Source organism: Pseudomonas sp. BP8 (assembly GCF_017875955.1).
Classification (GTDB): Bacteria; Pseudomonadota; Gammaproteobacteria; order Pseudomonadales; family Pseudomonadaceae; genus Aquipseudomonas.
In genome coordinates, this window is sequence record NZ_JAGINK010000001.1 from 4,847,526 (window position 1) to 4,872,307 (window position 24,782).

20 protein-coding genes, 7 tRNA genes and 1 pseudogene are annotated in these 24,782 nt (G+C 61.0%); 6 read left to right on the plus strand and 22 right to left on the minus strand.

The features are described from left to right. Window positions 1–26: 26 nt before the first annotated feature. Together leuD and leuC are read right to left on the minus strand one after the other, a co-directional pair. A complete protein-coding gene (gene leuD / locus J3B00_RS21240) occupies window positions 27–671 on the minus strand; it encodes a 3-isopropylmalate dehydratase small subunit (RefSeq protein WP_209871477.1) in 645 nt (214 codons plus the stop codon). Further along, a complete protein-coding gene (gene leuC / locus J3B00_RS21245) occupies window positions 668–2,101 on the minus strand; it encodes a 3-isopropylmalate dehydratase large subunit (protein ID WP_209871480.1) in 1,434 nt (477 codons plus the stop codon). The genes leuD and leuC overlap by 4 nt, the downstream gene beginning before the upstream one ends. Window positions 2,102–2,231: 130 nt before the next feature. Between leuC and J3B00_RS21250 the strand changes: the two genes are divergently transcribed. Continuing rightward, on the plus strand, window positions 2,232–3,110 hold the full coding sequence (locus J3B00_RS21250; protein WP_209871483.1) for a LysR family transcriptional regulator: 879 nt from the start codon (window positions 2,232–2,234) through the stop codon (window positions 3,108–3,110). Window positions 3,111–3,171: 61 nt separating this feature from the next. After that, a complete protein-coding gene (locus tag J3B00_RS21255) occupies window positions 3,172–6,468 on the plus strand; it encodes a PAS domain S-box protein (RefSeq protein WP_209871486.1) in 3,297 nt (1,098 codons plus the stop codon). A gap of 123 nt (window positions 6,469–6,591) precedes the next feature. Here the strand turns inward: J3B00_RS21255 and J3B00_RS21260 are convergent, their stop codons facing one another. Together J3B00_RS21260 and J3B00_RS21265 are read right to left on the minus strand one after the other, a co-directional pair. After that, on the minus strand, window positions 6,592–7,035 hold the full coding sequence (locus J3B00_RS21260; RefSeq protein ID WP_209871489.1) for an Hsp20 family protein: 444 nt from the start codon (window positions 7,033–7,035) through the stop codon (window positions 6,592–6,594). Between the two features lie 239 nt (window positions 7,036–7,274). Further along, window positions 7,275–8,243 (minus strand): tRNA-dihydrouridine synthase, encoded by a 969-nt coding sequence (locus J3B00_RS21265; RefSeq protein WP_209871492.1) that lies wholly within the window; start codon window positions 8,241–8,243, stop codon window positions 7,275–7,277. A gap of 332 nt (window positions 8,244–8,575) precedes the next feature. Between J3B00_RS21265 and J3B00_RS21270 the strand changes: the two genes are divergently transcribed. Next, window positions 8,576–8,743 (plus strand): hypothetical protein, encoded by a 168-nt coding sequence (locus J3B00_RS21270; RefSeq protein ID WP_209871496.1) that lies wholly within the window; start codon window positions 8,576–8,578, stop codon window positions 8,741–8,743. A gap of 233 nt (window positions 8,744–8,976) precedes the next feature. Here the strand turns inward: J3B00_RS21270 and J3B00_RS21275 are convergent, their stop codons facing one another. The 11 genes from J3B00_RS21275 to uvrB all read right to left on the minus strand — a co-directional run bounded on the left by J3B00_RS21275 (window position 8,977) and on the right by uvrB (window position 15,765). Beyond that, window positions 8,977–9,411: a thioesterase family protein gene (locus tag J3B00_RS21275; RefSeq protein WP_209871499.1), complete on the minus strand. Its 435-nt coding sequence runs from the start codon at window positions 9,409–9,411 to the stop codon at window positions 8,977–8,979. 43 nt (window positions 9,412–9,454) lie between these two features. Further along, window positions 9,455–10,288 (minus strand): alpha/beta fold hydrolase, encoded by an 834-nt coding sequence (locus J3B00_RS21280; RefSeq protein WP_209871502.1) that lies wholly within the window; start codon window positions 10,286–10,288, stop codon window positions 9,455–9,457. Between the two features lie 25 nt (window positions 10,289–10,313). Continuing rightward, the gene (locus J3B00_RS21285) at window positions 10,314–10,853 is read right to left on the minus strand and encodes a TetR/AcrR family transcriptional regulator (protein ID WP_209871505.1); all 540 of its coding nucleotides are present in this window, start codon (window positions 10,851–10,853) and stop codon (window positions 10,314–10,316) included. 171 nt (window positions 10,854–11,024) lie between these two features. Beyond that, window positions 11,025–11,100: transfer RNA gene (locus J3B00_RS21290), tRNA-Glu, on the minus strand. Between the two features lie 43 nt (window positions 11,101–11,143). Continuing rightward, window positions 11,144–11,219: transfer RNA gene (locus tag J3B00_RS21295), tRNA-Ala, on the minus strand. Between the two features lie 65 nt (window positions 11,220–11,284). After that, window positions 11,285–11,360: transfer RNA gene (locus tag J3B00_RS21300), tRNA-Glu, on the minus strand. A gap of 42 nt (window positions 11,361–11,402) precedes the next feature. Then, window positions 11,403–11,478: transfer RNA gene (locus tag J3B00_RS21305), tRNA-Ala, on the minus strand. 53 nt (window positions 11,479–11,531) lie between these two features. Then, window positions 11,532–11,607, minus strand: a tRNA-Glu gene (locus tag J3B00_RS21310). 76 nt (window positions 11,608–11,683) lie between these two features. Next, window positions 11,684–11,759: transfer RNA gene (locus tag J3B00_RS21315), tRNA-Ala, on the minus strand. Window positions 11,760–12,071: 312 nt separating this feature from the next. Then, complete coding sequence (gene gltX, locus J3B00_RS21320; protein WP_209871508.1) at window positions 12,072–13,553, minus strand: glutamate--tRNA ligase; 1,482 nt, start codon at window positions 13,551–13,553, stop codon at window positions 12,072–12,074. A gap of 196 nt (window positions 13,554–13,749) precedes the next feature. Beyond that, window positions 13,750–15,765 (minus strand): excinuclease ABC subunit UvrB, encoded by a 2,016-nt coding sequence (gene uvrB, locus J3B00_RS21325; RefSeq protein WP_209871511.1) that lies wholly within the window; start codon window positions 15,763–15,765, stop codon window positions 13,750–13,752. Between the two features lie 279 nt (window positions 15,766–16,044). Here uvrB and J3B00_RS21330 point away from each other — a divergent pair, with 279 nt between their 5' ends. Continuing rightward, window positions 16,045–17,241 (plus strand): amino acid aminotransferase, encoded by a 1,197-nt coding sequence (locus tag J3B00_RS21330; protein WP_209871515.1) that lies wholly within the window; start codon window positions 16,045–16,047, stop codon window positions 17,239–17,241. 61 nt (window positions 17,242–17,302) lie between these two features. Then, a tRNA-Asn gene (locus tag J3B00_RS21335) sits at window positions 17,303–17,378 on the plus strand. Between the two features lie 81 nt (window positions 17,379–17,459). Here the strand turns inward: J3B00_RS21335 and J3B00_RS21340 are convergent. From J3B00_RS21340 to J3B00_RS21370, 7 genes and pseudogenes are all read right to left on the minus strand, one after another. After that, entirely contained in the window at window positions 17,460–18,020 is a 561-nt protein-coding gene (locus J3B00_RS21340; protein WP_209871518.1) for a DUF1285 domain-containing protein, read from the minus strand. Window positions 18,021–18,032: 12 nt separating this feature from the next. Beyond that, window positions 18,033–18,638, minus strand: a complete 606-nt coding sequence (locus tag J3B00_RS21345) for a DUF4823 domain-containing protein (RefSeq protein ID WP_209871521.1) — start codon at window positions 18,636–18,638, stop codon at window positions 18,033–18,035. Between the two features lie 66 nt (window positions 18,639–18,704). Further along, entirely contained in the window at window positions 18,705–19,673 is a 969-nt protein-coding gene (locus J3B00_RS21350; protein ID WP_209871524.1) for a radical SAM protein, read from the minus strand. 104 nt (window positions 19,674–19,777) lie between these two features. After that, a complete protein-coding gene (locus J3B00_RS21355; RefSeq protein ID WP_209871529.1) occupies window positions 19,778–20,413 on the minus strand; it encodes a TetR/AcrR family transcriptional regulator in 636 nt (211 codons plus the stop codon). A gap of 1,270 nt (window positions 20,414–21,683) precedes the next feature. Next, entirely contained in the window at window positions 21,684–22,466 is a 783-nt protein-coding gene (locus J3B00_RS21360; protein ID WP_209871532.1) for a TatD family hydrolase, read from the minus strand. A 36-nt stretch (window positions 22,467–22,502) separates the two neighbouring features. Beyond that, entirely contained in the window at window positions 22,503–23,489 is a 987-nt protein-coding gene (locus J3B00_RS21365) for a DNA polymerase III subunit delta' (RefSeq protein ID WP_209871535.1), read from the minus strand. Beyond that, window positions 23,482–23,820, minus strand: a pseudogene (locus J3B00_RS21370) (dTMP kinase); the annotation flags it as partial. The gene J3B00_RS21365 and the pseudogene J3B00_RS21370, both read right to left, overlap by 8 nt. A 116-nt stretch (window positions 23,821–23,936) precedes the next feature. Here J3B00_RS21370 and J3B00_RS21375 point away from each other — a divergent pair. Next, window positions 23,937–24,782 carry a deoxynucleotide monophosphate kinase gene (locus J3B00_RS21375; protein ID WP_245362600.1) on the plus strand — a complete coding sequence of 282 codons (846 nt, stop codon included), beginning with the start codon at window positions 23,937–23,939 and terminating at the stop codon, window positions 24,780–24,782.

Consider the following 24,782-nt stretch of genomic DNA (forward strand, 5'->3'; position numbering starts at 1 on the left):
GAGGCCGGCTCGATCACGCAATAACGTCAGACGTCGCGGAACAACCAAGGCTGGCTGGCGCGGTGCTGCTGCTCGAAGACCTTGATGGCCTCTGCGTCCTGCAGGGTCAAGCCAATGTCATCCAGGCCATTGAGCAGGCAATGCTTGCGGAACGCGTCGATCTCGAAGTGCAGGACCTTGCCATCCGGGCGGGTTACCGCCTGCGCCTGCAAGTCGACGGTCAGCTGGTAGCCCGGAATGGCCTCGACCTGCTTGAACAGTTCATCGACTTCCTCATCGCTGAGGATGATCGGCAGCAGGCCGTTCTTGAAGCTGTTGTTGAAGAAGATGTCGGCAAAGCTCGGCGCGATCACACTGCGAAAGCCATATTCGTCCAATGCCCACGGCGCGTGCTCACGGCTCGAACCGCAACCGAAGTTTTCCCGGGCAATCAGCACGCTGGCGCCCTGGTAACGCTCGTGGTTGAGCACGAAGTCCTTGTTCAGCGGGCGCTTGCTGTTGTCCTGGTAGGGTTGGCCGACATCCAGGTAGCGCCACTCGTCGAACAGGTTGGGGCCGAAGCCGGTGCGCTTGATCGACTTGAGAAACTGCTTGGGAATGATCTGGTCGGTGTCGACGTTGGCGCGGTCCAAGGGTGCGACAAGGCCGGTGTGCTGGGTAAAGGCTTTCATGCTGCGCTCCCTGGAATCAACTCGCGGACATCGATGAAGTGACCGGTCACCGCGGCGGCGGCGGCCATCGCCGGGCTCACCAGGTGGGTACGCCCGCCTGCGCCCTGCCGGCCTTCAAAGTTGCGGTTGGAGGTCGAGGCACAGTGCTCGCCGCTTTCCAGGCGGTCCGGGTTCATCGCCAGGCACATCGAGCAACCGGGTTCACGCCATTCGAAGCCTGCTTCGATGAAGATCTTGTCCAGCCCTTCGCGCTCGGCCTGAGCCTTGACCAGGCCCGAGCCCGGCACGACCAACGCCTGCTTGACGTTGGCGGCAACTTTACGACCCTTGGCGATGAAGGCGGCGGCACGCAGGTCTTCGATCCGCGAGTTGGTGCACGAGCCGATGAACACCCGATCCAGACGAATATCAGTGATCGCCTGATTGGCGTTCAAGCCCATGTACTTGAGGGCGCGCTCGATCGAGCCACGCTTGATCAAGTCAGGTTCGGCAGCCGGGTCCGGCACGCGCTGGTCGACGGCGAGGACCATCTCCGGCGACGTGCCCCAGCTGACCTGCGGCTTGATCTGCGCAGCGTCCAGCTCGACCACGGTGTCGAACACCGCGTCGGCGTCGGACACCAGCCCACGCCAGGCTTGCACCGCTTGCGGCCATTGGCTTGGGGTCGGCGCGTAGGGACGGCCTTCGACATAGTCGATGGTGATGTCGTCCACCGCCACCAGGCCAACGCGGGCACCGGCCTCGATCGACATGTTGCAGATGGTCATGCGGCCTTCCATCGACAGCTCGCGGATGGCGCTGCCGGCAAACTCCATGGCATGGCCATTGCCGCCGGCGGTGCCGATCTTGCCGATCACGGCGAGGACGATGTCCTTGGCGGTGACGCCTTCAGGCAATTGGCCTTCGACGCGCACCAGCATGTTCTTCATTTTCTTGGCGACCAGGCACTGGGTGGCGAGCACGTGCTCAACCTCGGAGGTACCGATGCCATGGGCCAGTGCGCCGAAAGCGCCGTGGGTCGAGGTGTGCGAGTCACCGCAGACCACGGTCATGCCCGGCAGGGTAGCGCCCTGCTCCGGGCTGATGACGTGGACGATGCCTTGGCGCTCGTCATTCATCTTGAATTCGACGATGCCGTATTCGTCACAGTTTTCATCGAGGGTCTGCACTTGCAGGCGCGAAACCTGGTCGGCGATGGCCTCGATGCCGCCCTTGCGCTCAGGCGTGGTCGGCACGTTGTGGTCAGGCGTGGCGATGTTGGCGTCGATCCGCCAAGGCTTGCGATTGGCCAGGCGCAGGCCTTCGAAAGCCTGGGGCGACGTCACTTCGTGAATGATGTGGCGATCGATGTAGATCAAGGACGAGCCGTCGTCGCGTCGCTTGACTTCATGCGCATCCCAGAGTTTGTCGTAGAGCGTTTTGCCAGCCATCAGACTGTTCCTCATCAGCGTCTTTCTATGCCAATAACCCCTTGGCTTGTACGGTCGATGCTATGGGGTTAGATTGAATAACTCAAATTCATAATTTTTATGCTTTGGATAACCAAAAGGAATACGAAAGGTGGACCTGGCCAACCTCAGTGCGTTTATCGCGATTGCCGAGACCGGCAGCTTCTCTGGCGCGGGCGAGCGACTGCACCTGACCCAACCGGCAATCAGCAAACGCATCGCCGGGCTTGAGCAGCAACTGGACGTACGCCTGTTCGATCGGCTGGGCAGGGAAATCACCCTGACCGAAGCCGGACGCGCACTGCTGCCGCGCGCCTACCAGATACTCAATGTACTCGACGATACCCGACGTGCACTGACCAATCTGACCGGTGAAGTGACGGGTCGCCTGACCCTGGCCACCAGCCACCACATCGGCCTGCACCGTTTGCCGCCGCTGCTGCGGGCATTTACCCGGCAATTCCCGTCGGTGGCACTGGATATTCAGTTTCTTGATTCAGAAGCGGCCTACGATGAAGTTCTCCATGGCCGGGCCGAGATCGCGGTCATCACCCTGGCGCCCGAACCGCATCACCTGGTCCGCGCCGTGACGGTATGGGACGACCCGCTGGACTTCGTCGCCGCCCCCGAGCATCCGCTGGCGAGCAACGGCGAGGTCAGCCTGGCCGACGTAGCCCGGCATCCGGCGGTATTTCCGGGCGGTAACACCTTTACTCACCATATTGTCCAGCGCCTGTTCGAGAGCCAGGGCCTGACGCCAAATATCGCCATGAGCACCAACTACCTGGAAACCATCAAGATGATGGTTTCGATCGGCCTGGCCTGGAGCGTACTGCCCAGAACCATGCTTGATGAGCAAGTTGCACCCATCGCTTTACCCGGCGTAAAGCTGTCGCGACAGCTAGGCTACATTCTGCACACCGAGCGAACACTGTCGAACGCGGCCAGGGCTTTCATGGCCCTGCTCGACAGCCACTCAGGGACCGCCTGACCGGTCGTCAGCACGGCATTTCATTCTCAGGGACGCGTCATTCGCCAAAGGTCTGGTATCGATGCCCAAATCAGTGAACCGCTTTCCGCGTCTGCCGCGCATTCCTGCGGCTGACCCTCAGGAGTCGGAACAAGCCTGGCAGAACGCCCCGCAACTGCTCGCCGCCCTCAATGGCGCGCGGCTGGGGGCCTGGCTGTGGGATATCGAGAGTGGGCGGATCAGCTGGTCGCGCGGCACCCAGGCGTTGTTCGGTTTCGATCCACAACGGCCACTGCCCGGCGACATCGACTACCTCGACCTGCTGCCCGAGGAGGACCGTGCCCGCACCCGCCTGGCTTTCCAGGCGGTGGTCAATGGCGAGCCGATCGAGCAGGCCATGCGCCACCGCATTCGCTGGCCCGATGGCAGCCTGCACTGGCTGGAGATCAGCGGAAGCCTGACCCACGACCGGCACGGCCGCAGGCAGATGATCGGGGTGATCCGCGAGATTACCCGGCAACGCGAACGGGAAACCGCGCTGATCAACTCGGAAAAACGCTTCGCGACCCTCTTTCACCTGAGCCCCAACGCGATTCTGCTGAGCCGCCGCAACGACGGCATGCTGTTCGAGGTCAACCAGCACTTCGAGGACATGTTCGGCTGGCCTGGCGCCCATGTGGTGGGCAAGACCAGCGTCGAACTGGGCCTGTGGGTAGACCCCCAACAGCGCCTGCAGATGCTCGAGGCCACCCGCAACACGGCCGGCCCGGTGAGCATGGAGGTGCAGTTTCGCGCCAGCAGCGGCAAGGTCCACGATGGCATCCTCTGCACCCAGGGCATCGAGCTTGAGGGCGTCAACTTCCTGATCAGCACCTTTGTCGACACCACCGAGCGCAAACGCGCCGAACTGGCACTCAAGGACAGCCAGGAGCGCCTCGACCTGGCCCTGGATTCGGCGCAACTGGGCACCTGGGACTGGCACATCCCCAGCGGCATGCTGTATGGCTCGGCCCGCGCCGCGCAACTGCACGGGCTCGATCCGGTACCGTTCCACGAGTCGTTCGAGGCGTTTTTCGAGGGCGTACCTGAAGATGAGCGCAGCGTCATGCGCCAGGCCTATCGGAGCTTGCGCGAAGGGCCAGCAGGCAACTATCAGATCACCTACCGGGTACAGCTGGAAAACGGCGCCTCGCGCTACATCGAAAGCCGCGCACGGCTGTACCGTGACGAACAGGGCAACCCACTGCGGATGGCCGGCACCTTGCTCGACATCACCGACCAGGTCGAACGCGAACAACGCCTGAGCGCATCGGAAGAAAAGTTCGCCAGCCTGTTTCAGGTCAGCCCCGACCCGATCTGCGTGACTCGCCAGGACTCGGGCCAGTTCATCGAGGTCAATCCGGCCTTTACCCAGACCTTCGGCTGGCGCGCCGAGCAGGTCATCGGCCGCACTGCCGAAGAGATTGGCCTGTGGGCCGAATCAGCCGAACGGGCGCACCGCATTGAACAGGTCATCCGTGAGCAGGCCCTGAGCAACGTCGCCGTGGTGGTCAACCACCGCAGAGGCACGCCGTTGACCTGCGTCATTTCCAGCCGCCTGATCACGGTCGACAACCAGCCGTGCAGTGTCACCTCGCTGCGCGACATCACCCAGCAGCAACGCGCTGAAGCGGCGCTCAAGGCCAGTGAGGAGAAGTTCGCCAAGGCGTTTCACTCCAGCCCTGACGCCATCACCATCACCGACCGCCATACTGGCCGCTACCTGGAGGTCAACGATGGCTTCTGCCGGCTGACCGGTTACAGCGCTGCCGAAGTGGTCGGCCATTCGGTGTACGAAATCGGCATCTGGGCCGACGACAAGCAGCGCGGCGCCCTGCTCAGCGAGCTCAAGGAGCGCGGCCGGGTGCATCACCGGGAGATGCTTGGGCGCAACAAGCGTGGCGATATCCTTACGGTCGAAGTGTCGGTAGAGCCGATCAGCCTGAATGAAAGCGATTGCCTGCTGCTCACCGCCCGCGATGTCAGCCAGTTGAAAAACGCCCAGGCGCAGATCCGCCACCTGGCCTATCACGACCCGCTGACCAACCTGCCCAACCGCGCCCTGCTGATGGACCGCCTGAGCCAGCAGATTGCCCTGCTCAAGCGGCACAACCTGCGCGGTGCCCTGCTGTTTCTCGACCTGGACCACTTCAAGCACATCAACGACTCGCTCGGCCACCCGGTGGGCGACACGGTGCTGAAGATCATCACCGCTCGCCTGGAAGCCAGCGTGCGCCTTGAGGACACCGTCGCGCGGTTGGGAGGCGACGAGTTTGTGGTGCTGTTGAGCGGCCTTGAGGGCAGCCGCGAAGCGGTCGAAAGCAAAGTCCGCCAACTGGCCGATACCCTGCGTGAGCTGCTGGCCGAGCCCATGTCGCTGGACGGCCAGCGCCTGCAGGTTACCCCCAGTATCGGCGTGGCGCTGATCCCCGACCACGGTGCAACGCCGGCCGATCTGCTCAAGCGCGCGGATATCGCCCTGTACCGGGCCAAGGATTCCGGGCGCAACACCACGCAACTGTTCCACACCACCATGCAGAAGGCGGCCAGCGAGCGCCTGCGCATGGAAAACGACCTGCGCCTGGCACTGGCTCGGGGTGAACTGGCGCTGCACTTCCAGCCGCAGGTGGATGCACGGGATAACCGTATTGTCGGTGCCGAGGTCCTGCTGCGCTGGCATCACCCGCAACTGGGCCAGCAAGCGCCGTCGCAGTTTATTCAGGTGCTGGAAGAAAGCGGCTTGATTCTGGAAGTAGGCAGCTGGATTCTCGACGAAGCCTGCGATGCCTGTGCGCGCATGCTTGAGGACGGCCTGATCGATGCCGATGACTTCAGCCTGTGCGTCAACATCAGCCCGCGGCAGTTTCGCCAGAACGATTTTGTCGCACGGGTACTGCGTAGCCTGGATGACTACCGCCTGCCGCGGCACATGCTCAAGCTAGAAATCACTGAAGGGATCGTTATCCAGAACCTGGAAGACACCATTGGCAAGATGCGCGAGCTGAAGCGTTATGGGGTGAGTTTTGCCATGGATGATTTCGGCACGGGCTATTCGTCGCTGACCTACCTCAAGCGCTTGCCGGTGGATACGTTGAAGATCGACCAGACGTTTGTTCGTGATGCGCCGATTGATTCCAATGATGCCGAGATTGTCCGGGCTATCGTGGCCATGGCGCGTAGCCTGGAGTTATCGGTGATTGCCGAGGGGGTGGAGTTGACCGAGCAGCTGGAGTTTCTTGAGCGGCTGGGGTGTTACCTGTATCAGGGGTATCTGCATAGCCGGCCGCTGCCGCTGCAGGAGTTCAGGCAGATGTTGCTTGAGGCGCCGGCGGATTATTGATGGGCGTGCGGAGGGGGCTTGGCTGGCTTAGGAATTGTGGGCTTATCCATTTGATGGGGTGGCGCCCCGGCAATCCGTAAAAAAGGGGCACCCGTAGGCACCCCTTTTTTCATCCCGCCAAACTCAGTTCAGCGCAGGCTTGTCACCGTTGATCGGGATACGCTTGGCCTTGGCCTCTTCCGGCACGACGCGCAGCAAATCAACGCTGAGCAGACCGTTAGCCAAGCCAGCAGACTTCACTTCAATGTGGTCGGCCAGACGGAACGACAACTTGAAGGCCCGCTGGGCAATGCCCTGGTGCAGGTAGGTCACCGTCGCGTTGGCAGCATCACGCTTGCCACCACTAACAGTCAGGACTCCTTTTTCAACCTGCAGATCGAGGTCTTCTTCCTGGAAGCCGGCTGCGGCCACCACGATACGATAATGGTCTTCGCCATGTTTTTCGACGTTGTAGGGAGGGTAACTGCTACCCGCCTCATTACGCGCCGCAGACTCGAACAGATCATTGAAACGGTCGAAGCCAACGGAATGGCGGAACAGTGGAGCGAGAGAGAAAGCGGTGGTCATGGTCATAAACTCCTGAGTTTCAGCAAGTAAGTCATTACGCGACCCGACTTCGGCATCGCGTACTCAAGAGATATGGCTTGGCCAACGAGTTTCAAGCGCTGATTGCAAAATTTTTTGCGGGCGATGTCAGTGGCGGCCTCTTCGCGGGGCAAGCCCGCTCCTACAGGAGAGGCAGCGCCGCCGAACCTGTAGGAGCGGGCTTGCCCCGCGAAGAGGCCATCACTGACAGCCGAAAAACCTCAGGCCACTGCCTCGCAACGCGCCGCGACCACCCCCAGCAGCTCACTGATCCGCTGACAATCATCCACCCGCCGCAGCTCGGCAAACAGCACCACCGCCTCCGGATAGCTGCGGGTCAACATCGCCACCCACTGCTTCATCCGCCCCGGTGCATAGCGCGGCGACAGCTTGGCCTGCGCCTGGCGCCAGAACTCGCGCAGCAGCGGCAACAGCGCCTGCCAGGCCATAGGCTGATAGTCTCGGCCTTCCCGCGCCGCAGCAATCTGCAATGCCAGGTCCGGCCGCGAAACCAGTCCGCGACCCAGCATGATGTCCTCGGCACCACTGACCTCACGGCAGCGCCGCCAGTCATCCACGGTCCAGATCTCGCCATTGGCGAACACCGGCACCTTGACCACATCCTGCACCCGCGCCACCCACTCCCAATGCGCCGGCGGCTTGTAGCCCTCGACCTTGGTCCGCGCGTGCACCACCAGATGCGCAGCGCCGCCTTCAGCCAACGCCGTACCACACTCCAGCGCGCCATCCGGGCTGTCGAAGCCCAGGCGCATCTTGGCGGTCACCGGAATGTGTGCCGGCACCGCCCGACGCACTTCGCGCACGATCGCATGCAGCAGCTCCGGCTCCTTGAGCAGCACCGCCCCACCGCGCGACTTGTTGACCGTCTTGGCTGGGCAGCCGAAGTTCAGATCGATCACCGGCGCGCCCAGCTCGCAGGCCAGCGCGGCGTTCTCGGCCAGACAGACCGGATCGGAGCCGAGCAGTTGCAGGCGCATCGGCACCCCAGCCGCCGTGCGTGCGCCCAGGCGCAGCTCGGGGGCCAGCTTGTCGAACTGGGACGGCGGCAGCAGCCGGTCACATACGCGGATGAACTCGGTGACGCACCAGTCGATACCGCCGACCCGGGTAAGGACGTCGCGCAGGATGTTGTCGACCAGCCCCTCCATGGGGGCCAGGGCAATTTGCATGGAGAAAGACCGCGCTGAAAAAAAGCGAATGCTACCAGAGCCGTTGAGCCCAGGGTCGAGCATTCGTCCGAGATTTGCCTGACACGCATTGAGGAAAGCGGCTACGCATCGGTCGGAACGCTTTTGCCAAGAACTCTGAACTTTGAAGATAGGCTTTTGCTTACTGCCAAAAAGCTCAAACCAGGAGCATCTGATGAAACAGCAATTTCTTTCCCGTGGGTCGTTTGCCACCCCCGGTCTCCAACTACGTGTGAATGCAGGTACTCGGAGCCGCTCGACCACACATCCTCGCTTCTGTCAGCGCTTCGGGATGTACACGCGAGAAACTTTGAATGAAACAGATCAAACCAAGCAACTACGAAATACTGTACTTCGTGCTTGAGCAGGAACAACCCCGCTCACTGCGACCAGAGCCTGAGCCAGAACTGGATAGCCCCGATGAAGCTAAAGGCACAAGATCACTAGATGATGATGTTGGAGATGGCGCTTCAAACGCTTGATGTAACGGCGGCATCCCCATCTTCGAAGTCGGTGATGCCGGGGCCGCTGCGCGACCCTTTCGCGACACAAGGCCGCTCCCACGATGTCCGCGCTTGCCGTGTAAATTGCGGCGTACACGATCTTTGTGGGAGCGGCCTTGTGTCGCGAAAGGGGCGCGCAGCGGCCCCAGCGTTACCGACTTCGAAGATACAACCCTGAGCAAAAGCAGCCAGGATCTGAGTACGCGCCCCCTTCAGCTGGACAGCAAGGCCTGACCGTAACCTTCGACAAATTCAGTCGGCATGCGCTTGGGCTTGCCGCTGGAAAGCTCGATGCAGACAAAGGTGGTCTGCGCACGCAGCAAGGTCGCGCCGTCGCGCGGGCGCTTTAACTGGAAGCGGCGGGTCATGCGCAGGCGCTGGTCCCAGTCGACGATCCAGGTGGCCAGTTGCAGCTCGTCCTCTTCATAGCCAGCGGCAAGGTAATCGATCTCGTGACGTACCACCGCCATGGCCCGGTCCAGCCGCCGGTACTCGGCCAGGTCAAGGCCAAGACGCTGCGAATGGCGCCAGGCGCAGCGCTCCAGCCAAGTGACGTAGACGGCGTTGTTGGCGTGGCCGAGGCCGTCAATGTCTTCCCGGCCGACGCTAAGGTCGATGATGAATGGCGATGCCAGATCCCAGCTCATGCGCGCTCCCAATGTCAGTGAACGGGCAGAGTGTAACGGATGCTCAGGCGCTTTGCCGGGCAGGTGCCTGCGCGCGCGCCAACAGCTCAAGTACGGCTTCGCTCAAACGGGGGTCGGCCAGCACCCGCTGATGACCACCCTCCTCCAGCACCATCAAGCGACTGTCGAACCAGGCCTTGTGAATGGCTTGCGCCTCACCGACCGGCACCAGCGCGTCATCGGCGGCATGCACCACCAGCCCCGGCAGCTCCAGCTGATAGCCACTGACATCCAGACGGGCCACTTGCAGGCCGACATCGCGCTCGACCTGGCGAATGAACGCCGCACGCGCACGCGGCGGTAGGCCCAGGTGCCGGGCAAAGCCACGCAACACACCGAGCAACTGCGCCGGTGCGGCAATACTGACCGCCGCCTCGGTACGCAGGCCCCACTGCAAGGCCAGCAGGACACTGGCGCCGCCCATGGAGTGACCGATCACTGCGCGCAGCGGTGGCAGTTCGGCAGCTGCTTCAAGCAGCGCACGAGCAAACAGCACCACGTGTGCCTGTTGTCCAGGCGAACGACCATGGGCCGGACCTTCGAGCGACACAACACTATGACCGCTATCGACCAGCGTCTCGATCAGGGCGGCAAACTGGGTCGCCCGCCCTTCCCAGCCGTGCATCAGCAATATTGTCGGGCCCTTGCCCCAGCGCAGCGCCGACAAGCCGAAGCGCAAGGTGATGCGCTCGGCGCGGGCCAGCAACGGCAGCTCCCAGGGTTTGGGAGGCAGGTTGCGCGGGGTCATGAAGGCCCGGCGCATCTTGCCGGCGACATGCTCAGGGGCCAATCGGCCCAGGGTACCGTTGACGCCGCGAATCCAGCTCAGGGTGGTCATCGCCATGCTCCAGGGGTGAGGTTGCTCAAATGACTGCCGACTTGGCGGCGCGCAAAATACGGTCCGACAACTCAGTACCGCCCAAGGCCCGGGCCAGGGCCAGGCCGCCGATCATCAGGGCAAGATCGGCAAAGGCCTTGTCGACGTCTTCAGGGCAGTCGACCATCTGCGCGGCCATCAGCTCGATATGCTCAGCCAGGACCTCGCGAAACACTGCCGGCAGGCGCTGCATTTCGCTAAGGGAGGCGGGCAACGGGCAGGCCTGCACCTGTGCGTCACGGTGCTTGCGCGACAGGTAGAAGGCGGCGGCCAGGGCGCGACGACCTTCGCCGTCCAGCGCCGGATCCACCTGCGCGAGCAGCCCACGCCGCTCACCGAGCAGTTGGTTGAAGGCCTCGAGCATGAGCGCGTCCTTGCTGTCGAAATGGGCGTAGAAGCCGCCCACGGTCAACCCAGCCGCACCCATGACCTGGCTCACGCTTGGTTCGGCCGGGCCGTGCTGGATCAAGGCACTGCGCGCCGATTCGAGAATGCGTTCGCGGGTCTTGCTCTTCTTTTCGCTCATGGCCCACCTCAGAAATATTATGATCAGAATATGATACGCATAATATTTTTTGGCAAGCGCTCTCTGCGACCCTTGGTCGGCAGACGGAGAAAAAGGTAAATCGCAGACAAACAAAAGGCCCATTCAATAATCGAATGAGCCTTATAAGCCCCGCAAAACGCGAGAAAAAAATGGCGTCCCCTAGGGGACTCGAACCCCTGTTACCGCCGTGAAAGGGCGGTGTCCTAGGCCACTAGACGAAGGGGACATGTAACCTTCGTACAGATCCGTTTTCACGAATCCTGGCAAATTGGTGGAGCTAAGCGGGATCGAACCGCTGACCTCCTGCATGCCATGCAGGCGCTCTCCCAGCTGAGCTATAGCCCCGAAAACAAAAGGCCCATCCAATATGCGAATGAGCCTTTAAAGCCCCGCAAAACGCGGGTAAAACATGGCGTCCCCTAGGGGACTCGAACCCCTGTTACCGCCGTGAAAGGGCGGTGTCCTAGGCCACTAGACGAAGGGGACGTAACCTTCGTGCAGATCCGCTTTCACAGACCCGGCGCAATTTGGTGGAGCTAAGCGGGATCGAACCGCTGACCTCCTGCATGCCATGCAGGCGCTCTCCCAGCTGAGCTATAGCCCCAGATTTCTAGCCTCGCGGCCCAGCGACATCGTGAAACATCGCTTGTGTAAAACTGGCGTCCCCTAGGGGACTCGAACCCCTGTTACCGCCGTGAAAGGGCGGTGTCCTAGGCCACTAGACGAAGGGGACGAACCTTCTACCGTGAAACCCGGTGCTGAACCCGGACTTCATTCCCCGTCGCCTTGGCTGACGTGGAATCGGAATTTGGTGGAGCTAAGCGGGATCGAACCGCTGACCTCCTGCATGCCATGCAGGCGCTCTCCCAGCTGAGCTATAGCCCCACAATGTCGCTCTGAACTTGAATCACCGGCTGGGTGCCTGGCGCTTCTTAACGTTCATCGCTGTGGACGGGGCGCATATTAAGATCGGATTGCAGAGCTGTCAAACGAATTCTTGAAAATATTCAAAAGTTTTTTCACAGATAACAATCACTTACCGCCCTGCCCTATCAAAACAGGCTTTTTAACGATGAGAACAACTGTGTTGGTTGCGGTAGCGCTGGCCTCTTCGCGGGGCAAGCCCGCCCCTACAAGGTTCGCGTGGGTCATAGAGACTGTGGCCCACGCGAACCCTGCAGGAGTGAGAGCGGGCTATCAGGCGATGTTTGCCAGCAGCTTTTCCCACTCTTTGTTTTCTTTCTTCGACACGCCACCGAGCAGGTCCAGGGCCTGACGCAGACGGTAACGGGTCAGGTCCGGGCCAAGGATTTCCATGGCGTCGAGCACCGAGACCGAACTGGCCTGGCCGGAAATGGCCGCGAACATCAGCGGCATGGCGTCGCGCAGCTTGAGCTCCAGCGCTTCAACCACCGCTTGAATACAGCCGGTGATACGCTCTTTTTCCCACTGACGCAGGCTTTCGAGCTTCCACAGGATCAACTGGATGACCTGACGCACCTGGTCGGCGGAGAGCTTCTTGTGCTCGAACAGCTTGGCGTCGAGCTTAAGCCCGCCTTCGAAGAAGAAGCCACCCAGCGGGGCAATCTGGCTGAAGGTTTCGACCCGACCCTGCACGTGCGGGGCGATCTTCATCATGTAGTCGCTGTTGAATGCCCATTTCTGCACGCGCGCAGCGAACTCTTCCACCGGCAACTCACGCAGCCACTGGCCGTTGAGCCAGGACAGCTTCTCGATGTCGAAGATCGGACCACCAAGAGAGATGCGCGACAGGTCGAAGTGCTCGACCATTTCCGCCAGGGAGAATTTCTCACGCTCGTCCGGCATCGACCAGCCCATGCGGCCGAGGTAGTTGAGCATCGCCTCAGGCATGAAGCCCATACGCTCGTAGAAGGTCACCGAGGTCGGGTTCTTGCGCTTGGACAGCTTGCTCTTGTCCGGGTTACGCAGCAGCGGCATGTAGCACAGCTTGGGCTGCTCCCAACCGAAGTATTCGTACAGTTTGATCAGCTTGGGCGCCGACGGCAGCCACTCTTCGCCACGCAGGACGTGGGTGATGCCCATCAGGTGGTCGTCGACGACGTTGGCCAGGAAGTACGTCGGCAGGCCGTCGTTTTTCATCAGAACCTGCATGTCCATGCGGTCCCACGGGATTTCCACATCGCCACGGAGCATGTCCGGCACCACGCAGATACCTTCGCTCGGCACCTTCATGCGGATCACGTGCTGCTCGCCAGCGGCCAGGCGGCGCTGGACTTCTTCAGCGCTCAGGTTCAGCGCGCGACCGTCATAGCGCGGGGTCTCGCCGCGGGCCATCTGCTCGGCGCGCATCTGGTCGAGCTCTTCGGCGGTGCAGAAGCAATAGAACGCGTGACCGGCATCCACCAGCTCCTTGGCGTACTTGGCGTAGATCTCGCCACGCTCGCTCTGCCGGTATGGGCCGTGCGGACCACCGACGTCCGGACCTTCATTCCACTCGATACCGAGCCAGCGCAGGGCGTCGAAGATCTGCTGTTCCGACTCACGGGTCGAACGCAACTGGTCGGTGTCTTCGATCCGCAGGATGAACTCGCCGCCGTGCTGCTTGGCAAAGCAGTAGTTGAACAGGGCGATGTAGGCGGTGCCGACATGGGGGTCGCCAGTCGGCGATGGCGCGATACGCGTGCGAACGGTGGTCATGGGGAGTCTCGGACGAAAGATGAAACAAAGGCGGGATGTTAGCAGGGAGCGGGCACTCGGCTCCAGCAATGGAGCGATCATCGCCTGTGGTCAAACCGGCAGGTACTGCTTTGGCGGGCGAGAACTGCCTCGCCCGCACCTACCTACCCGACCCACTACAAGATCCGCATACCGCTCAGAGGTACCCTGAGCGGTGTCAGCTGGCGATCAACCGCTCGCGCAGCTGGGTGATTTCGTCGCGCAATTGCGCGGCGGCCTCGAACTCCAGATCCCGCGCCAACTGGAACATCTTCTCTTCGAGCTGCTTGATGCGCTTGGTGATCTCGCCTGGGGTGCGCAGCTCCGCTTCGTAACGGGCGCTCTCCTCCGCAGCCTTGGCCATGCCCTTGCGCTTCTTGCTGCGCCCGCCGGGGATGTTGGCGCCTTCCATGATATCGGTGATGTCCTTGACGACGCCCTTGGGCACGATGCCATTGGCTTCGTTGAAAGCCACCTGCTTGGCCCGTCGTCGCTCGGTCTCGTCAATTGCCCGCTGCATGGAGCCAGTCATGTTGTCGGCATAGAGGATCGCCTTGCCGTTGAGGTTTCGCGCGGCACGACCGATGGTCTGGATCAATGAGCGTTCGGAGCGCAGGAAGCCCTCCTTGTCAGCATCGAGAATCGCCACCAGGGACACTTCCGGCATGTCCAGGCCCTCTCGCAGCAGGTTGATCCCGACCAGCACGTCGAACGTACCCAGACGCAAATCGCGAATGATCTCGACCCGCTCGACGGTGTCGATGTCCGAGTGCAGGTAACGCACACGCACATCGTGATCGGCCAGGTAATCGCTGAGGTCCTCGGCCATGCGCTTGGTCAGCGTCGTGGCCAGGACCCGTTCGCCAACGGCCACCCGTTTGCCGATCTCCGACAGCAGGTCGTCGACCTGGGTCAATGCGGGGCGTATCTCCACCTGGGGATCGACCAGGCCGGTCGGCCGCACGACCTGCTCGACCACCCGTCCGGCATGCTCCGCCTCATACGGACCCGGGGTAGCCGAAACAAAGATGGTCTGCGGGCTGACCGATTCCCACTCATCGAAACGCATGGGCCGGTTGTCCAGCGCCGAGGGCAGGCGGAAGCCGTACTCCACCAGGGTTTCCTTGCGCGAACGGTCACCCTTGTACATGGCGCCGACCTGCGGAACGCTGACGTGCGACTCATCGATGATCAGCAAGGCGTCATCCGGCAGGTAGTCGTAGAGCGTGGGCGGTGGCGCGCCGGACGGACGCCCGGAGAGGTAGCGCGAGTAGTTCTCGATGCCGTTGCAGTAGCCCAGTTCGAGGATCATCTCCAGGTCAAAACGCGTGCGCTGCTCGAGCCGCTGGGCCTCGACCAGCTTGTTGGTCCTGTGCAGAAATTCAAGCCGCTCCTTGAGCTCCTCCTTGATCCCCTCGACCGCACCAAGCAGGGTCTCGCGTGGGGTGACGTAGTGGCTTTTGGGATAAAAGGTGAAACGCGGCAGCTTGCGAATCACTTCGCCGGTCAGCGGATCGAAGGCGGCAATGTTCTCCACCTCGTCATCGAACAGCTCGATACGAATCGCCTCGAGGTCCGATTCAGCCGGAAACACGTCGATCACATCACCACGAACACGGAAGGTTGCCCGGGCGAAGTCCATCTCGTTGCGGGTGTATTGCAGATCGGCCAGGCGACGCAACAACGCACGCTGATCGAGCTTGTCGCCGCGATCGATGTGCAAGACCATTTTCAGGTAGGTCTCGGGGCTACCCAAGCCATAGATGCAGGACACCGTGGTGACGATGATGGCATCACGCCGCTCAAGCAGCGCCTTGGTCGCCGACAGGCGCATCTGCTCGATGTGGTCGTTGATCGAGGCATCCTTCTCGATGAAGGTGTCCGATGACGGCACATAGGCTTCAGGCTGGTAGTAGTCGTAGTAGGAAACAAAATACTCGACCGCGTTGTTCGGGAAAAACGCCTTGAACTCGCCGTAAAGCTGCGCAGCGAGGGTCTTGTTCGGTGCCAGCACCAGGGTCGGGCGCTGCACCTGCTGGATGACGTTGGCAACGCTGAAGGTCTTGCCCGAACCCGTCACACCGAGCAGGGTCTGGTGCGAGAGCCCGGCCTGGATGCCCTCGACCATCTGGCGAATCGCCTCGGGCTGATCGCCTGCCGGCTGGAAACGAGTGACGAGCTGGAACTCGGACATGGCTGACCTCGAGCAACTGTAAATATAGCCAGTAGTCTATACCGAAACGGGCGCGATCTGCCGCCCTTTCAGGACAGGTGAATGAGCGTATGTGTCAGTGGACCCGGCAATTCGACCAATGGTCCAAAATATTTCCGCTAAAACGCCAGAAAAGCTGCGCCAGAGTGTCGCAGTGACGGATGGGTATCACTATACTGACTCCCCGTTTGTGCACCGCTTCAGTGCATTTCGGCTGAAGGGTGCTCGTCCTATCACACACCATTCAGAGCCAAGGTAACAATGAGCCTGTTTTCCGCTGTCGAGCTGGCACCCCGCGACCCTATCCTGGGCCTCAACGAAGCTTTCAACACCGATCCCCGTACCGACAAGGTCAACCTGGGCGTAGGCGTCTACAGCAATGAGGAAGGCCGTATTCCGCTGCTGCGCGCGGTGATCGAAGCCGAAACCCAGCGTGCCGCCCAGCATGCTTCCCGTGGCTACCTGCCGATCGATGGCATCGCCACCTACGACCAGGCCGTACAGAAGCTGCTGTTCGGCGCCGAGTCGCCGCTGCTGGCCGCTGGCCGCGTGGTCACCGTGCAAGCCGTGGGCGGCACCGGTGCCCTGAAAATCGGCGCAGACTTCCTCAAGCGCCTGTCGCCAGACGCCGTGGTTGCGATCAGCGACCCGAGCTGGGAAAACCACCGCGCCCTGTTCGAAACCGCCGGTTTCCCGGTGCAGAACTACCGCTACTACGATGCACCCAGCCACGACGTCAACCGCGCCGGCATGCTTGAAGACCTGAACAACCTGCCATCCGGCTCGATCATCGTCCTGCACGCTTGCTGCCATAACCCGACCGGTGTCGACCTCAGCCTGGACGACTGGAAAAACGTCCTTGAAGTAGTCAAGGCCAAGGGCCACGTACCGTTCCTCGACATGGCCTACCAAGGTTTTGGCGATGGCATCGACGAAGACGCCTTTGCCGTGCGTCTGTTCGCCGAGTCGGGCCTGGACTTCTTCGTGTCCAGCTCGTTCTCCAAGTCGTTCTCGCTGTATGGCGAGCGCGTTGGCGCGCTGTCGATCGTGACCGCCTCGAAGGATGAAAGCACCCGCGTGCTGTCGCAGGTCAAGCGGGTCATCCGCACCACCTACTCCAACCCGCCGACCCACGGCGCGACCATCGTCGCCACCGTGCTGAACAGCCCTGAGCTGCGTCAGATGTGGGAAGCCGAGCTGGGTGAAATGCGCAACCGCATCCACGGTATGCGCAAGCAGATGGTCGAATTGCTGGGCCAATACGGCGCGCAAACCGACTTCAGCTTCGTTGGCCGTCAGCGTGGCATGTTCTCTTACTCGGGCTTGACTGCCGAGCAGGTCGCTCGCCTGAAAGACCAGTTTGGCATCTATGCGCTGGATACCGGCCGCATCTGTGTGGCGGCGCTGAACCAGAACAATATCCACGTGGTAACCAAGGCAATCGTCGAGGTTCTGTAAGCCACGCGGTAGCACGGGGAGTCTTGACTTCCCCTTTGTTATCAGTAAGATACGTGCAGATTCCGCGATAGCTCAGTTGGTAGAGCAAATGACTGTTAATCATTGGGTCCCTGGTTCGAGTCCAGGTCGTGGAGCCAAACACTAAAAAACCTCCAGTTGCGCAAGCACTGGAGGTTTTTTCATTCTTGGCCTTCGCCAGGATGAGTTAAGCGGCCCGGTCAGTCGACGCGGCCAATCGGGAAGAACTGGCCATTGCTCCAGACGCCTAGCCACTCGCGCCCCTCGATCTCACGCGGCACTGCCAGTTCGACCAGCTGGTAGAACACATTGCGGTGAATCAGCGCTTCGAGGTTGCTGCGCATGAGGATGTAGGGTGAAGGCTCCTGGCTCACAGGGTCAATCTCAACCCGCAATGGATGCTCGGTACCCGCCTCGACCTGATCCTCGACATTGCTGGTAAAGCGCAGCAGCTGATGCTCGCCACTGCCCTCGACCTCCAGCGACAGCGCAACAAAAGGCGCATCGTCAACCCGAATGCCGACCTTCTCTACCGGGGTCACCAGGAAATAATCATCACCGTCACGGCGAATGATGTTCGAGAACAGCCGCACCATCGCTTTGCGCCCGATCGGCGTACCTTGGTAGAACCAGGTGCCATCCCGGGCGATACGCATGTCGATGTCGCCGCAAAAGTCCGGATTCCACAGATGCACCGGCGCCGGGCCCTTGGCCTTGGGGATCTGCGCCAGCAGGTCGTTGGCCTTCGCGGACTCTGTCATCACCCTCTCCTCTTAGCGGCTCATGCCCAATAGGCTACGAGCGTACTCGCGCATAGGGGCAGCGAGCAAATCCTGCGGCGCATTGTCGTGGAACGTCAACAAACCGCCACGGCTCTTGATCCGGGCAGTGTCGATCAGGTAGCGCGTGCTGGTCTCGATCAACATCATCTGCACCACCCCGGTATCCCAGCCCAGGCGATCGACAGCCTGTTCGTCATACCACTCATCACCGTTGCCAATGCGGTCGTCGGTGCGGGCGAAGCGGGTGTACAGCACATAGTGCGCGCCTACCGAGCGGGCCTCACCAATCGCCTCTTCGAGACCGAGCGGGGCCTGGGCGCGGCGCACCAGCGGGAAGTATTCGATAAAGCCCTTGAAAGCTTCTTCAGCGACGACGTTCTGCTGCGGCAGCGGGCCTTTGCCGGGCGGCACGAACGCACCCTGGCCAATATAGATGAATGAATCCGGCTGCAGGCGAACGGACAGGTTGCGCTGGGTATCGCTGTGATCCAGCAAACCGGCATCGCTCATGTGATAGCGAACGCCCTCGCCCATATCGCTGACATTCATGCAGCCGCCCAGCACCATCAGCGCCAGCAGCAAGACCAGGCTACGCATCTTTCCTCCAGTAGCCGGTGACGAAAAACCGGCGAATAGCCGCCAGATGCAGCTTTTGCGCCAGAGTCAGCCGCCGATCACCTTCATCACCATCACCCCGCCAGAAAATGCCATATCCTGCTTGTCGGCCAATGCCTTGACCAGCAACCGCTGCAAGCTCGGTAGTGCTTCGTGGCGAGGTTTACCCAGCAGATCGCCGACGTAGTGACGGTTACCTGACGACAGGCAGCCATGCAACCAACCGGTGGAGGACAGACGCAGCCGCGAACAGGCGCGACAGAACGGTACGCTCTCGTTGGCAATCACGCCAAAATATCCTTTGCCTGGGATCTGGTAGCGCAGGGCAGTGGCATCCATGGGCGCGCTGGCCTGCTGGTAGCTGTAGGCCTGGCCAATGAGCGCAAGCAGTTGCTCAAGGCTGACCAGTTGCTGCAGGAAGGCGTTGCTGTCGCGGGCCAGATGCCCCATCCGCATCAACTCGATGAACCTCAGCTCATAGCCGTGCTCGAGGCAGTAATCAAGCAAGGGCAGTACCTGGTCGAGGTTCTGCCCGCGCATCGGCACCATATTGACCTTGATGCTCATGCCCGCCGCGCTGGCCTGCTGCATGCCCTGCAGCACCGTGGCCAGATCTCCACCGCGGGCAATACGTCGAAACCCACCCGCATCAAGGGTATCGAGCGAAACGTTCAAACGGCGGATGCCGGCACCGAGCAACAGGGGCAGCTTGCGCGACAGCAACTGGCCGTTGGTGGTCAGGCTGACCTCTTTGAGGTCAAGGCCGGCAATTGCCGCGAGAAAGCCTTCCAGCCTCGGGCTGATCAAGGGCTCGCCGCCGGTGATACGCAGACGCTCGATACCGGCGGCTTCAATCAGGTAGGCCACGCCCTTGGCCAGCACGTCCCCTGGAAGTTCATCCTGCGCCGCCACCAAACGCTTGCCGTCGGGCACGCAATAGGTACAGGCGTAGTTGCAGGCAGCCGTGAGGCTGACCCGCAGGTTGCGAAAGCGCCTGCCTTGGTGATCGACGATCATGGTGACTCCGACATGGAAGAATGGGGCGTGCAAAACCTGACTCATAAATCAGGTTTTTGCAAGCCTCACTGTCGGACACTGCCGGAAGAACCCGGCGAAGTGTTTCAGTTCGCGGGTTCTGGATCGCGCTTGCGCTTGTTGCCCATGCGCACGCCGATGTCCATGAGGAACTGGAAGAAGCCTTCCTGATCCTCGAGCACGTTGCTCCAGAACGGCGAGTGGTACAAGGCCACGGCGCCATGAACCAAGGCCCAGGCGGCGCAGTAATGGAAGTACGGCGGTACGTCTTCAAGCTTGCCTTCGCTGATGCGGCCCTTGATCAGCTGGGTCAGGCGGTCGAAGTTGGAGGCGCGGATGCTGTGCAGCTCCTCGACCATCTCCGGTACCTGATTGCCCTTGACCACCTTTTCTTCAAGGCGGTCGAACAGTCGGTAGCGTTGCGGGTCGCGCATGCGGAACTCGAAATAGGCGCGCGACAGGGCTTCCTTGTCGCGGTCGACATCGGCCGAGTGCAACAAGGCGTTCAGGTCGCGCTCGTAATCGAGCATCAAGCGCAGGTAGATCTCTGCCTTGGACTTGAAGTGCTTGTAGATCGTGCCTTTGCCGATACCCACGGCGTCGGCGATCATCTCGACGGTGACGCTGTCTTCACCTTGTTCGAGGAACAGCCTGAGGGCGGTATCAAGGATCTCTTGTTCGCGGCGGCGAAACTCACGGACCTTACGAGGTTCTTTCTGCATGGGAAGGACTGGATGACAATCGAAGCGGTTTATTATGCCTAACTTGCAGCAAATTGCACGGATCATCCAACCATGTCTATGTTTCATGATGAGTTCCGGCAGGCGTCGGAGGGTGTGATATGGGTGGTGATTGGGGAAAGCGGGAGGTTGATAGGCAGCTTTCCATGCAATGAGTGCGCTATGGATCGTGCACGTATTCCAAATCTGTTTAAAAAACGACCAACTGTCGCTGGCACTGTGCCAAAGCTGGCCAATACTTGAAGTGTTGATGCGGCACTTCCCCCCAAGTGCTGTACCGATAAAGGTGCCCAGGGAGCGAGTGCCTTTGTTTACTCCTAATGGTCTTAACCCGGATTCCCCCCCCAGAACCCGGGTTTTTTTTGGGTGGGGTTTGGCTTGGCTTGGCTTGGCTTGGCTTGGCTTGGGGATTGTGGGCTTATCCATTTGATGTGGTGTAGCTGATGGCCCCTTCCGCCCTTACGGCGGGTCACTTTTTTTCTTGGAAAAAAGTAACCAAAAACCGCTTGCTCCTGCATCCGGCCCTCCGCTGCGCTGCGGGTCCCCTCGCTCCGGTCTTGCTCCGGGAGGACCGCGCTGTACGGCCCATCCTGGGCCTCAGCGCTTTCCGGCCATCCATGGCCTCCACCTCCCTGCGCAAGACCTCCACTCGGCCTCCTGAAGTCGCGAAGTTACGAGCGGCGTCTGGGCTGGCGTTGTCTTCGATAGTGGCATGGGTGGTGGATATTCGGACCTCTTCGCGGGGCAAGCCCGCTCCTACAGGGTTGGCGCAGATTTTGAATTTGCGCAATACCTGTAGGAGCGGGCTTGCCCCGCGAAGAGGCCGGTACTGCCAATGCAAATCGCAGGGCGCAGCCCTGCCAGCGACCCCACAAATCCGCTGGTAAATAAACAAAGCGAGAGCGCAGCGATTCGCCTGCCGTTGCCTTGGCTGTTGATCTTGCTCTTGCTCTTGATCTACCAGCGACTTCAGGAGGCCGAGTGGAGGTCTTGCGTAGGGAGGTGGAGGCCATGGATGGCCGGAAAGCGCTGAGGCCCAGGATGGGCCGTACAGCGCGGTCCTCCCGGAGCAAGACCGGAGCGAGGGGACCCGTAGCGCAGCGAAGGGCCGTATGATGGAGCAAGCGGTTTTTGGTTACTTTTTTCCAAGAAAAAAAGTGACCCGCCGTAAGGCCGGAAGGGGCCAGAAAAGCCACCAAATCAAATGGATAAGCCCCCAACCTAAAAGCCCCAGCCCACGTAAACCTTTAAATCACATCACCCGAGCCAACGGAAACAAGCGCTTGAAGTTCGCCGTGGTCTGCTCAGCCAGTTGCTCATACCCCACCCCCCGAACCGAAGCAATGTACTCCGCCACATCCCGCACATACTCCGGCAGGTTCGGCTTGCCCCGGTGCGGAATCGGCGCCAGGTAGGGCGAATCCGTCTCCACCAGCAAGCGATCGCTCGGCACCTGCCGAGCCACCTCACGCAACGCATCAGCATTGCGGAAGGTGACAATGCCGGACAACGAAATGTAGTACCCCAGGTCAAGCGCAGCCTTGGCCATATCCCAGTCTTCGGTAAAGCAATGCAGCACCCCCGCCTGCGGCAGGCTCACCTCCCTGAGCAAGGCCAGGGTGTCCGCCCGCGCCGCACGGGTATGCACGATCACAGGCTTGCCGGTCTGCCGCGACGCCTCAAGATGCAGGCGAAAAGATGCCTGCTGCAGCTCAGCCGCCTCAGGCTCGTAGTGATAATCCAGCCCAGTCTCGCCAATCGCAACCACATGCGGATGGTTCAGCTCGTGCAGCAACCACTCCAATGCAGGCGTCTCGCCCGGTGCCAGGTCGAGTGGATGGATACCCACCGAACAATCCACGTCAGCGTACTGCTCGCTCAGCGCCTTCACCGCGCCGGCGTTATCGGCACTCACGCCGATGCACAAGAAATGCCCCACGCCGCGGCCACGGGCGGCCTGCAGGGCAGCATCGAGCGAGCCCTGATGGGCAGTGAGGTCAAGACGATCAAGATGACAATGGGAATCTACGAGCATGGGCGCACGACACATAAAAAAGAAACGAAGGAAAAATTACCGCGAGCCCGGCAGCTGCACCCAGTGGGCGAGCAAGGCTTCCAGCAGCAGCACACGATTGAGGTTGGCCTTGCCCAGCACCTTCTGACGCTGTTCGAGGATCCACGCCTGAACCTCCAGAACCTTGCCCTGGCGGCTCTTCTGCGCCAGGTACTGGACGACCTTGCGCATATCTGCCAAGCCTAACCCCTCCTCGTCCTGGGTCAACTGATAACGCAGGATCAACTGCGACCAATCGAAGAACCAGTCGAACAGCAGCAGCAGCGGCACGCTGTTCCACGACTCAGCCAGCTGAGTGGGCGACTGCTGCTGCTTGAGCAGTTTCTTCACCCCATCGCTGACCAGCGCGCGCTGCTCGCGAACGCCCTGGGCCTGCAAGCTGACCGCCATCAACGGCGAGCCGGCGGCCAGGGTCAGCAGCTCATCACGCTCGTCCTGGCTAGTGTCGGGCAAAGCTGTGGCCAGCCAGGCCTGGCTCTGGGCCAGGCTCGGCTGCGGGCAAGTGACTTGCTGGCAGCGGCTCTTGATGGTCGGCAGCAGGCGACTGGGCTGATGACTGACCAACAACAGCACGGTATTGCCAGAAGGCTCCTCAAGGCTCTTGAGCAAGGCGTTCGAGGCATTGATGTTCATCGCCTCCACCGGCTCGATCAAGATAACCTTGCGCCCACCCAACTGCGCCGTCTGCACGATAAACGACACCAGATCACGGACCTGGTCGATCTTGATCGGCTTGTCGGCCTCTTCCGGCTCCAGCACGTAATTGTCCGGATGGCTGCCGGCCTTGAGCAACAGGCACGACTTACACTGCCCGCACGCGTCCAGCCCCTGCGCCTGCTGACACAGCAGGCGCGCCATCAGTCGTTCGGCCATGGACCGCTTGCCAATACCCTGTGGGCCATGCAGCAGATAGGCATGGGCATGCTGGCTACGTCCAGCAAGTTGCTGCCATAAGCCTGCCTGCCATGGATAGGCTTCAGCCACGGCAACGTTCCACAATAGCGGGCAACAGGCCATCGATGGCCCGCTGCACGGCGTCCAGGCTCTGGCTTGCATCAAGGATGCTGTAGCGCTGTGGCGCCTGCTGGGCGCGCTCGAGGTAGGCATGGCGCACCGCCTCGAAAAACGCCTGACCCTCTTGCTCGAAACGGTCCAAGCGACCCCGTGCAGCTGCCCGCGCCAGGCCCACTTCGATCGGCAAGTCGAAGATCAGCGTCAGGTCCGGGCGCAGCTCGCCCTGGACGAAGCTTTCGAGGATGGCGATCCGCTCCACCGACAGGCCACGACCGCCGCCCTGGTAGGCATAGGTGGCATCTTGTTTTCGGTTTTCACCAAATGTAAACACAGTAGGGTTATAATCCTTTTTTGGAAACGTAAACGCCCTTCAAGCCATGAAATCCGGGGCCTAGGCGCCGAAAACAAGGAGTACCAATGAGAAAGATCATCGGCCTAGCTGCCCTGGCGCGGTCAGGAAAAGACACCGTGGCGTCGATGCTGCTGAGCTACCCGGGTGTAGCCGCCTATGCTCTCGCTGATCCGTTGAAGCTCGGCTGTCAGGCTCTGTTCGGCCTAACCGAAGACGAAACCTGGTGCGACGACATCAAGGAACAAACGATCGAGCTGTGGGGCCGCTCGCCTAGAGAGTTCTTCCAAACGGTGGGTACCGAATGGATGCGCAATCATAACCCAGACCACTGGTTGATCCGAGCAGAACGCGAAATCAATCCACCTGCAGCTTCGTTGACCGGTGCGGCCACGGCCAGTGGTTCAGAGGCAGAGGACACCCCGTTCACCCTTGCCGCCCGTGCCATTTTCGATTTCACGCACGAGCAACTGACTAACCCGGCACTCCTGAGTACCTTCGACACGACCTGGGGGCTCACGCCCGGCGAAGCAATCGACCTGCTCAAAAGCCACGCTTATGCCCTGTACCCTGACTACGACACCCGGCGAGCCCAGCGTCCTGTTGAACCTCTAAAGCCGAGAAACAAGATCCCCGTGGACGCCACGACGGTGATTTTCAAGGACATCCGCTTCGAAAACGAAGCTGCCTTTCTTCGTGCGCACAACGGCCAGATCTGGCACATCGCCCGCCCTAACCTCCAGAGGGTGAATGCCCACTCATCCGAGCATGGCATCGCCCGAGCCCTCGACGATCTTCTGATCAATAACGATGGCTCCCTAGTCGATCTGCAGACAGCCGTTCAAAATGCATGGCAACAATTCAACACCACCCAACAAAGCAACACGACCAATAAGAATAAGAACAAAGAATAA

Bases quoted from the DNA above. Each gene is read 5' to 3' on its own strand.
- J3B00_RS21280 (WP_209871502.1), bottom strand. From the start codon at position 10,288: ATGACCACCCTGAGCTGGATTCGCGGCGTCAACGGTACCCTGGGCCGA.
- leuD (WP_209871477.1), bottom strand. From the start codon at position 671: ATGAAAGCCTTTACCCAGCACACCGGCCTTGTCGCACCCTTGGACCGC.
- J3B00_RS21330 (WP_209871515.1), top strand. From the start codon at position 16,045: ATGAGCCTGTTTTCCGCTGTCGAGCTGGCACCCCGCGACCCTATCCTG.
- J3B00_RS21355 (WP_209871529.1), bottom strand. From the start codon at position 20,413: ATGCAGAAAGAACCTCGTAAGGTCCGTGAGTTTCGCCGCCGCGAACAA.
- J3B00_RS21345 (WP_209871521.1), bottom strand. From the start codon at position 18,638: ATGCGTAGCCTGGTCTTGCTGCTGGCGCTGATGGTGCTGGGCGGCTGC.
- J3B00_RS21260 (WP_209871489.1), bottom strand. From the start codon at position 7,035: ATGACCACCGCTTTCTCTCTCGCTCCACTGTTCCGCCATTCCGTTGGC.
- J3B00_RS21270 (WP_209871496.1), top strand. From the start codon at position 8,576: ATGAAACAGATCAAACCAAGCAACTACGAAATACTGTACTTCGTGCTT.
- J3B00_RS21265 (WP_209871492.1), bottom strand. From the start codon at position 8,243: ATGCAAATTGCCCTGGCCCCCATGGAGGGGCTGGTCGACAACATCCTG.
- J3B00_RS21275 (WP_209871499.1), bottom strand. From the start codon at position 9,411: ATGAGCTGGGATCTGGCATCGCCATTCATCATCGACCTTAGCGTCGGC.
- leuC (WP_209871480.1), bottom strand. From the start codon at position 2,101: ATGGCTGGCAAAACGCTCTACGACAAACTCTGGGATGCGCATGAAGTC.
- J3B00_RS21375 (WP_245362600.1), top strand. From the start codon at position 23,937: ATGAGAAAGATCATCGGCCTAGCTGCCCTGGCGCGGTCAGGAAAAGAC.
- uvrB (WP_209871511.1), bottom strand. From the start codon at position 15,765: ATGTCCGAGTTCCAGCTCGTCACTCGTTTCCAGCCGGCAGGCGATCAG.
- J3B00_RS21255 (WP_209871486.1), top strand. From the start codon at position 3,172: ATGCCCAAATCAGTGAACCGCTTTCCGCGTCTGCCGCGCATTCCTGCG.
- J3B00_RS21350 (WP_209871524.1), bottom strand. From the start codon at position 19,673: ATGATCGTCGATCACCAAGGCAGGCGCTTTCGCAACCTGCGGGTCAGC.
- J3B00_RS21340 (WP_209871518.1), bottom strand. From the start codon at position 18,020: ATGACAGAGTCCGCGAAGGCCAACGACCTGCTGGCGCAGATCCCCAAG.
- J3B00_RS21285 (WP_209871505.1), bottom strand. From the start codon at position 10,853: ATGAGCGAAAAGAAGAGCAAGACCCGCGAACGCATTCTCGAATCGGCG.
- J3B00_RS21360 (WP_209871532.1), bottom strand. From the start codon at position 22,466: ATGCTCGTAGATTCCCATTGTCATCTTGATCGTCTTGACCTCACTGCC.
- gltX (WP_209871508.1), bottom strand. From the start codon at position 13,553: ATGACCACCGTTCGCACGCGTATCGCGCCATCGCCGACTGGCGACCCC.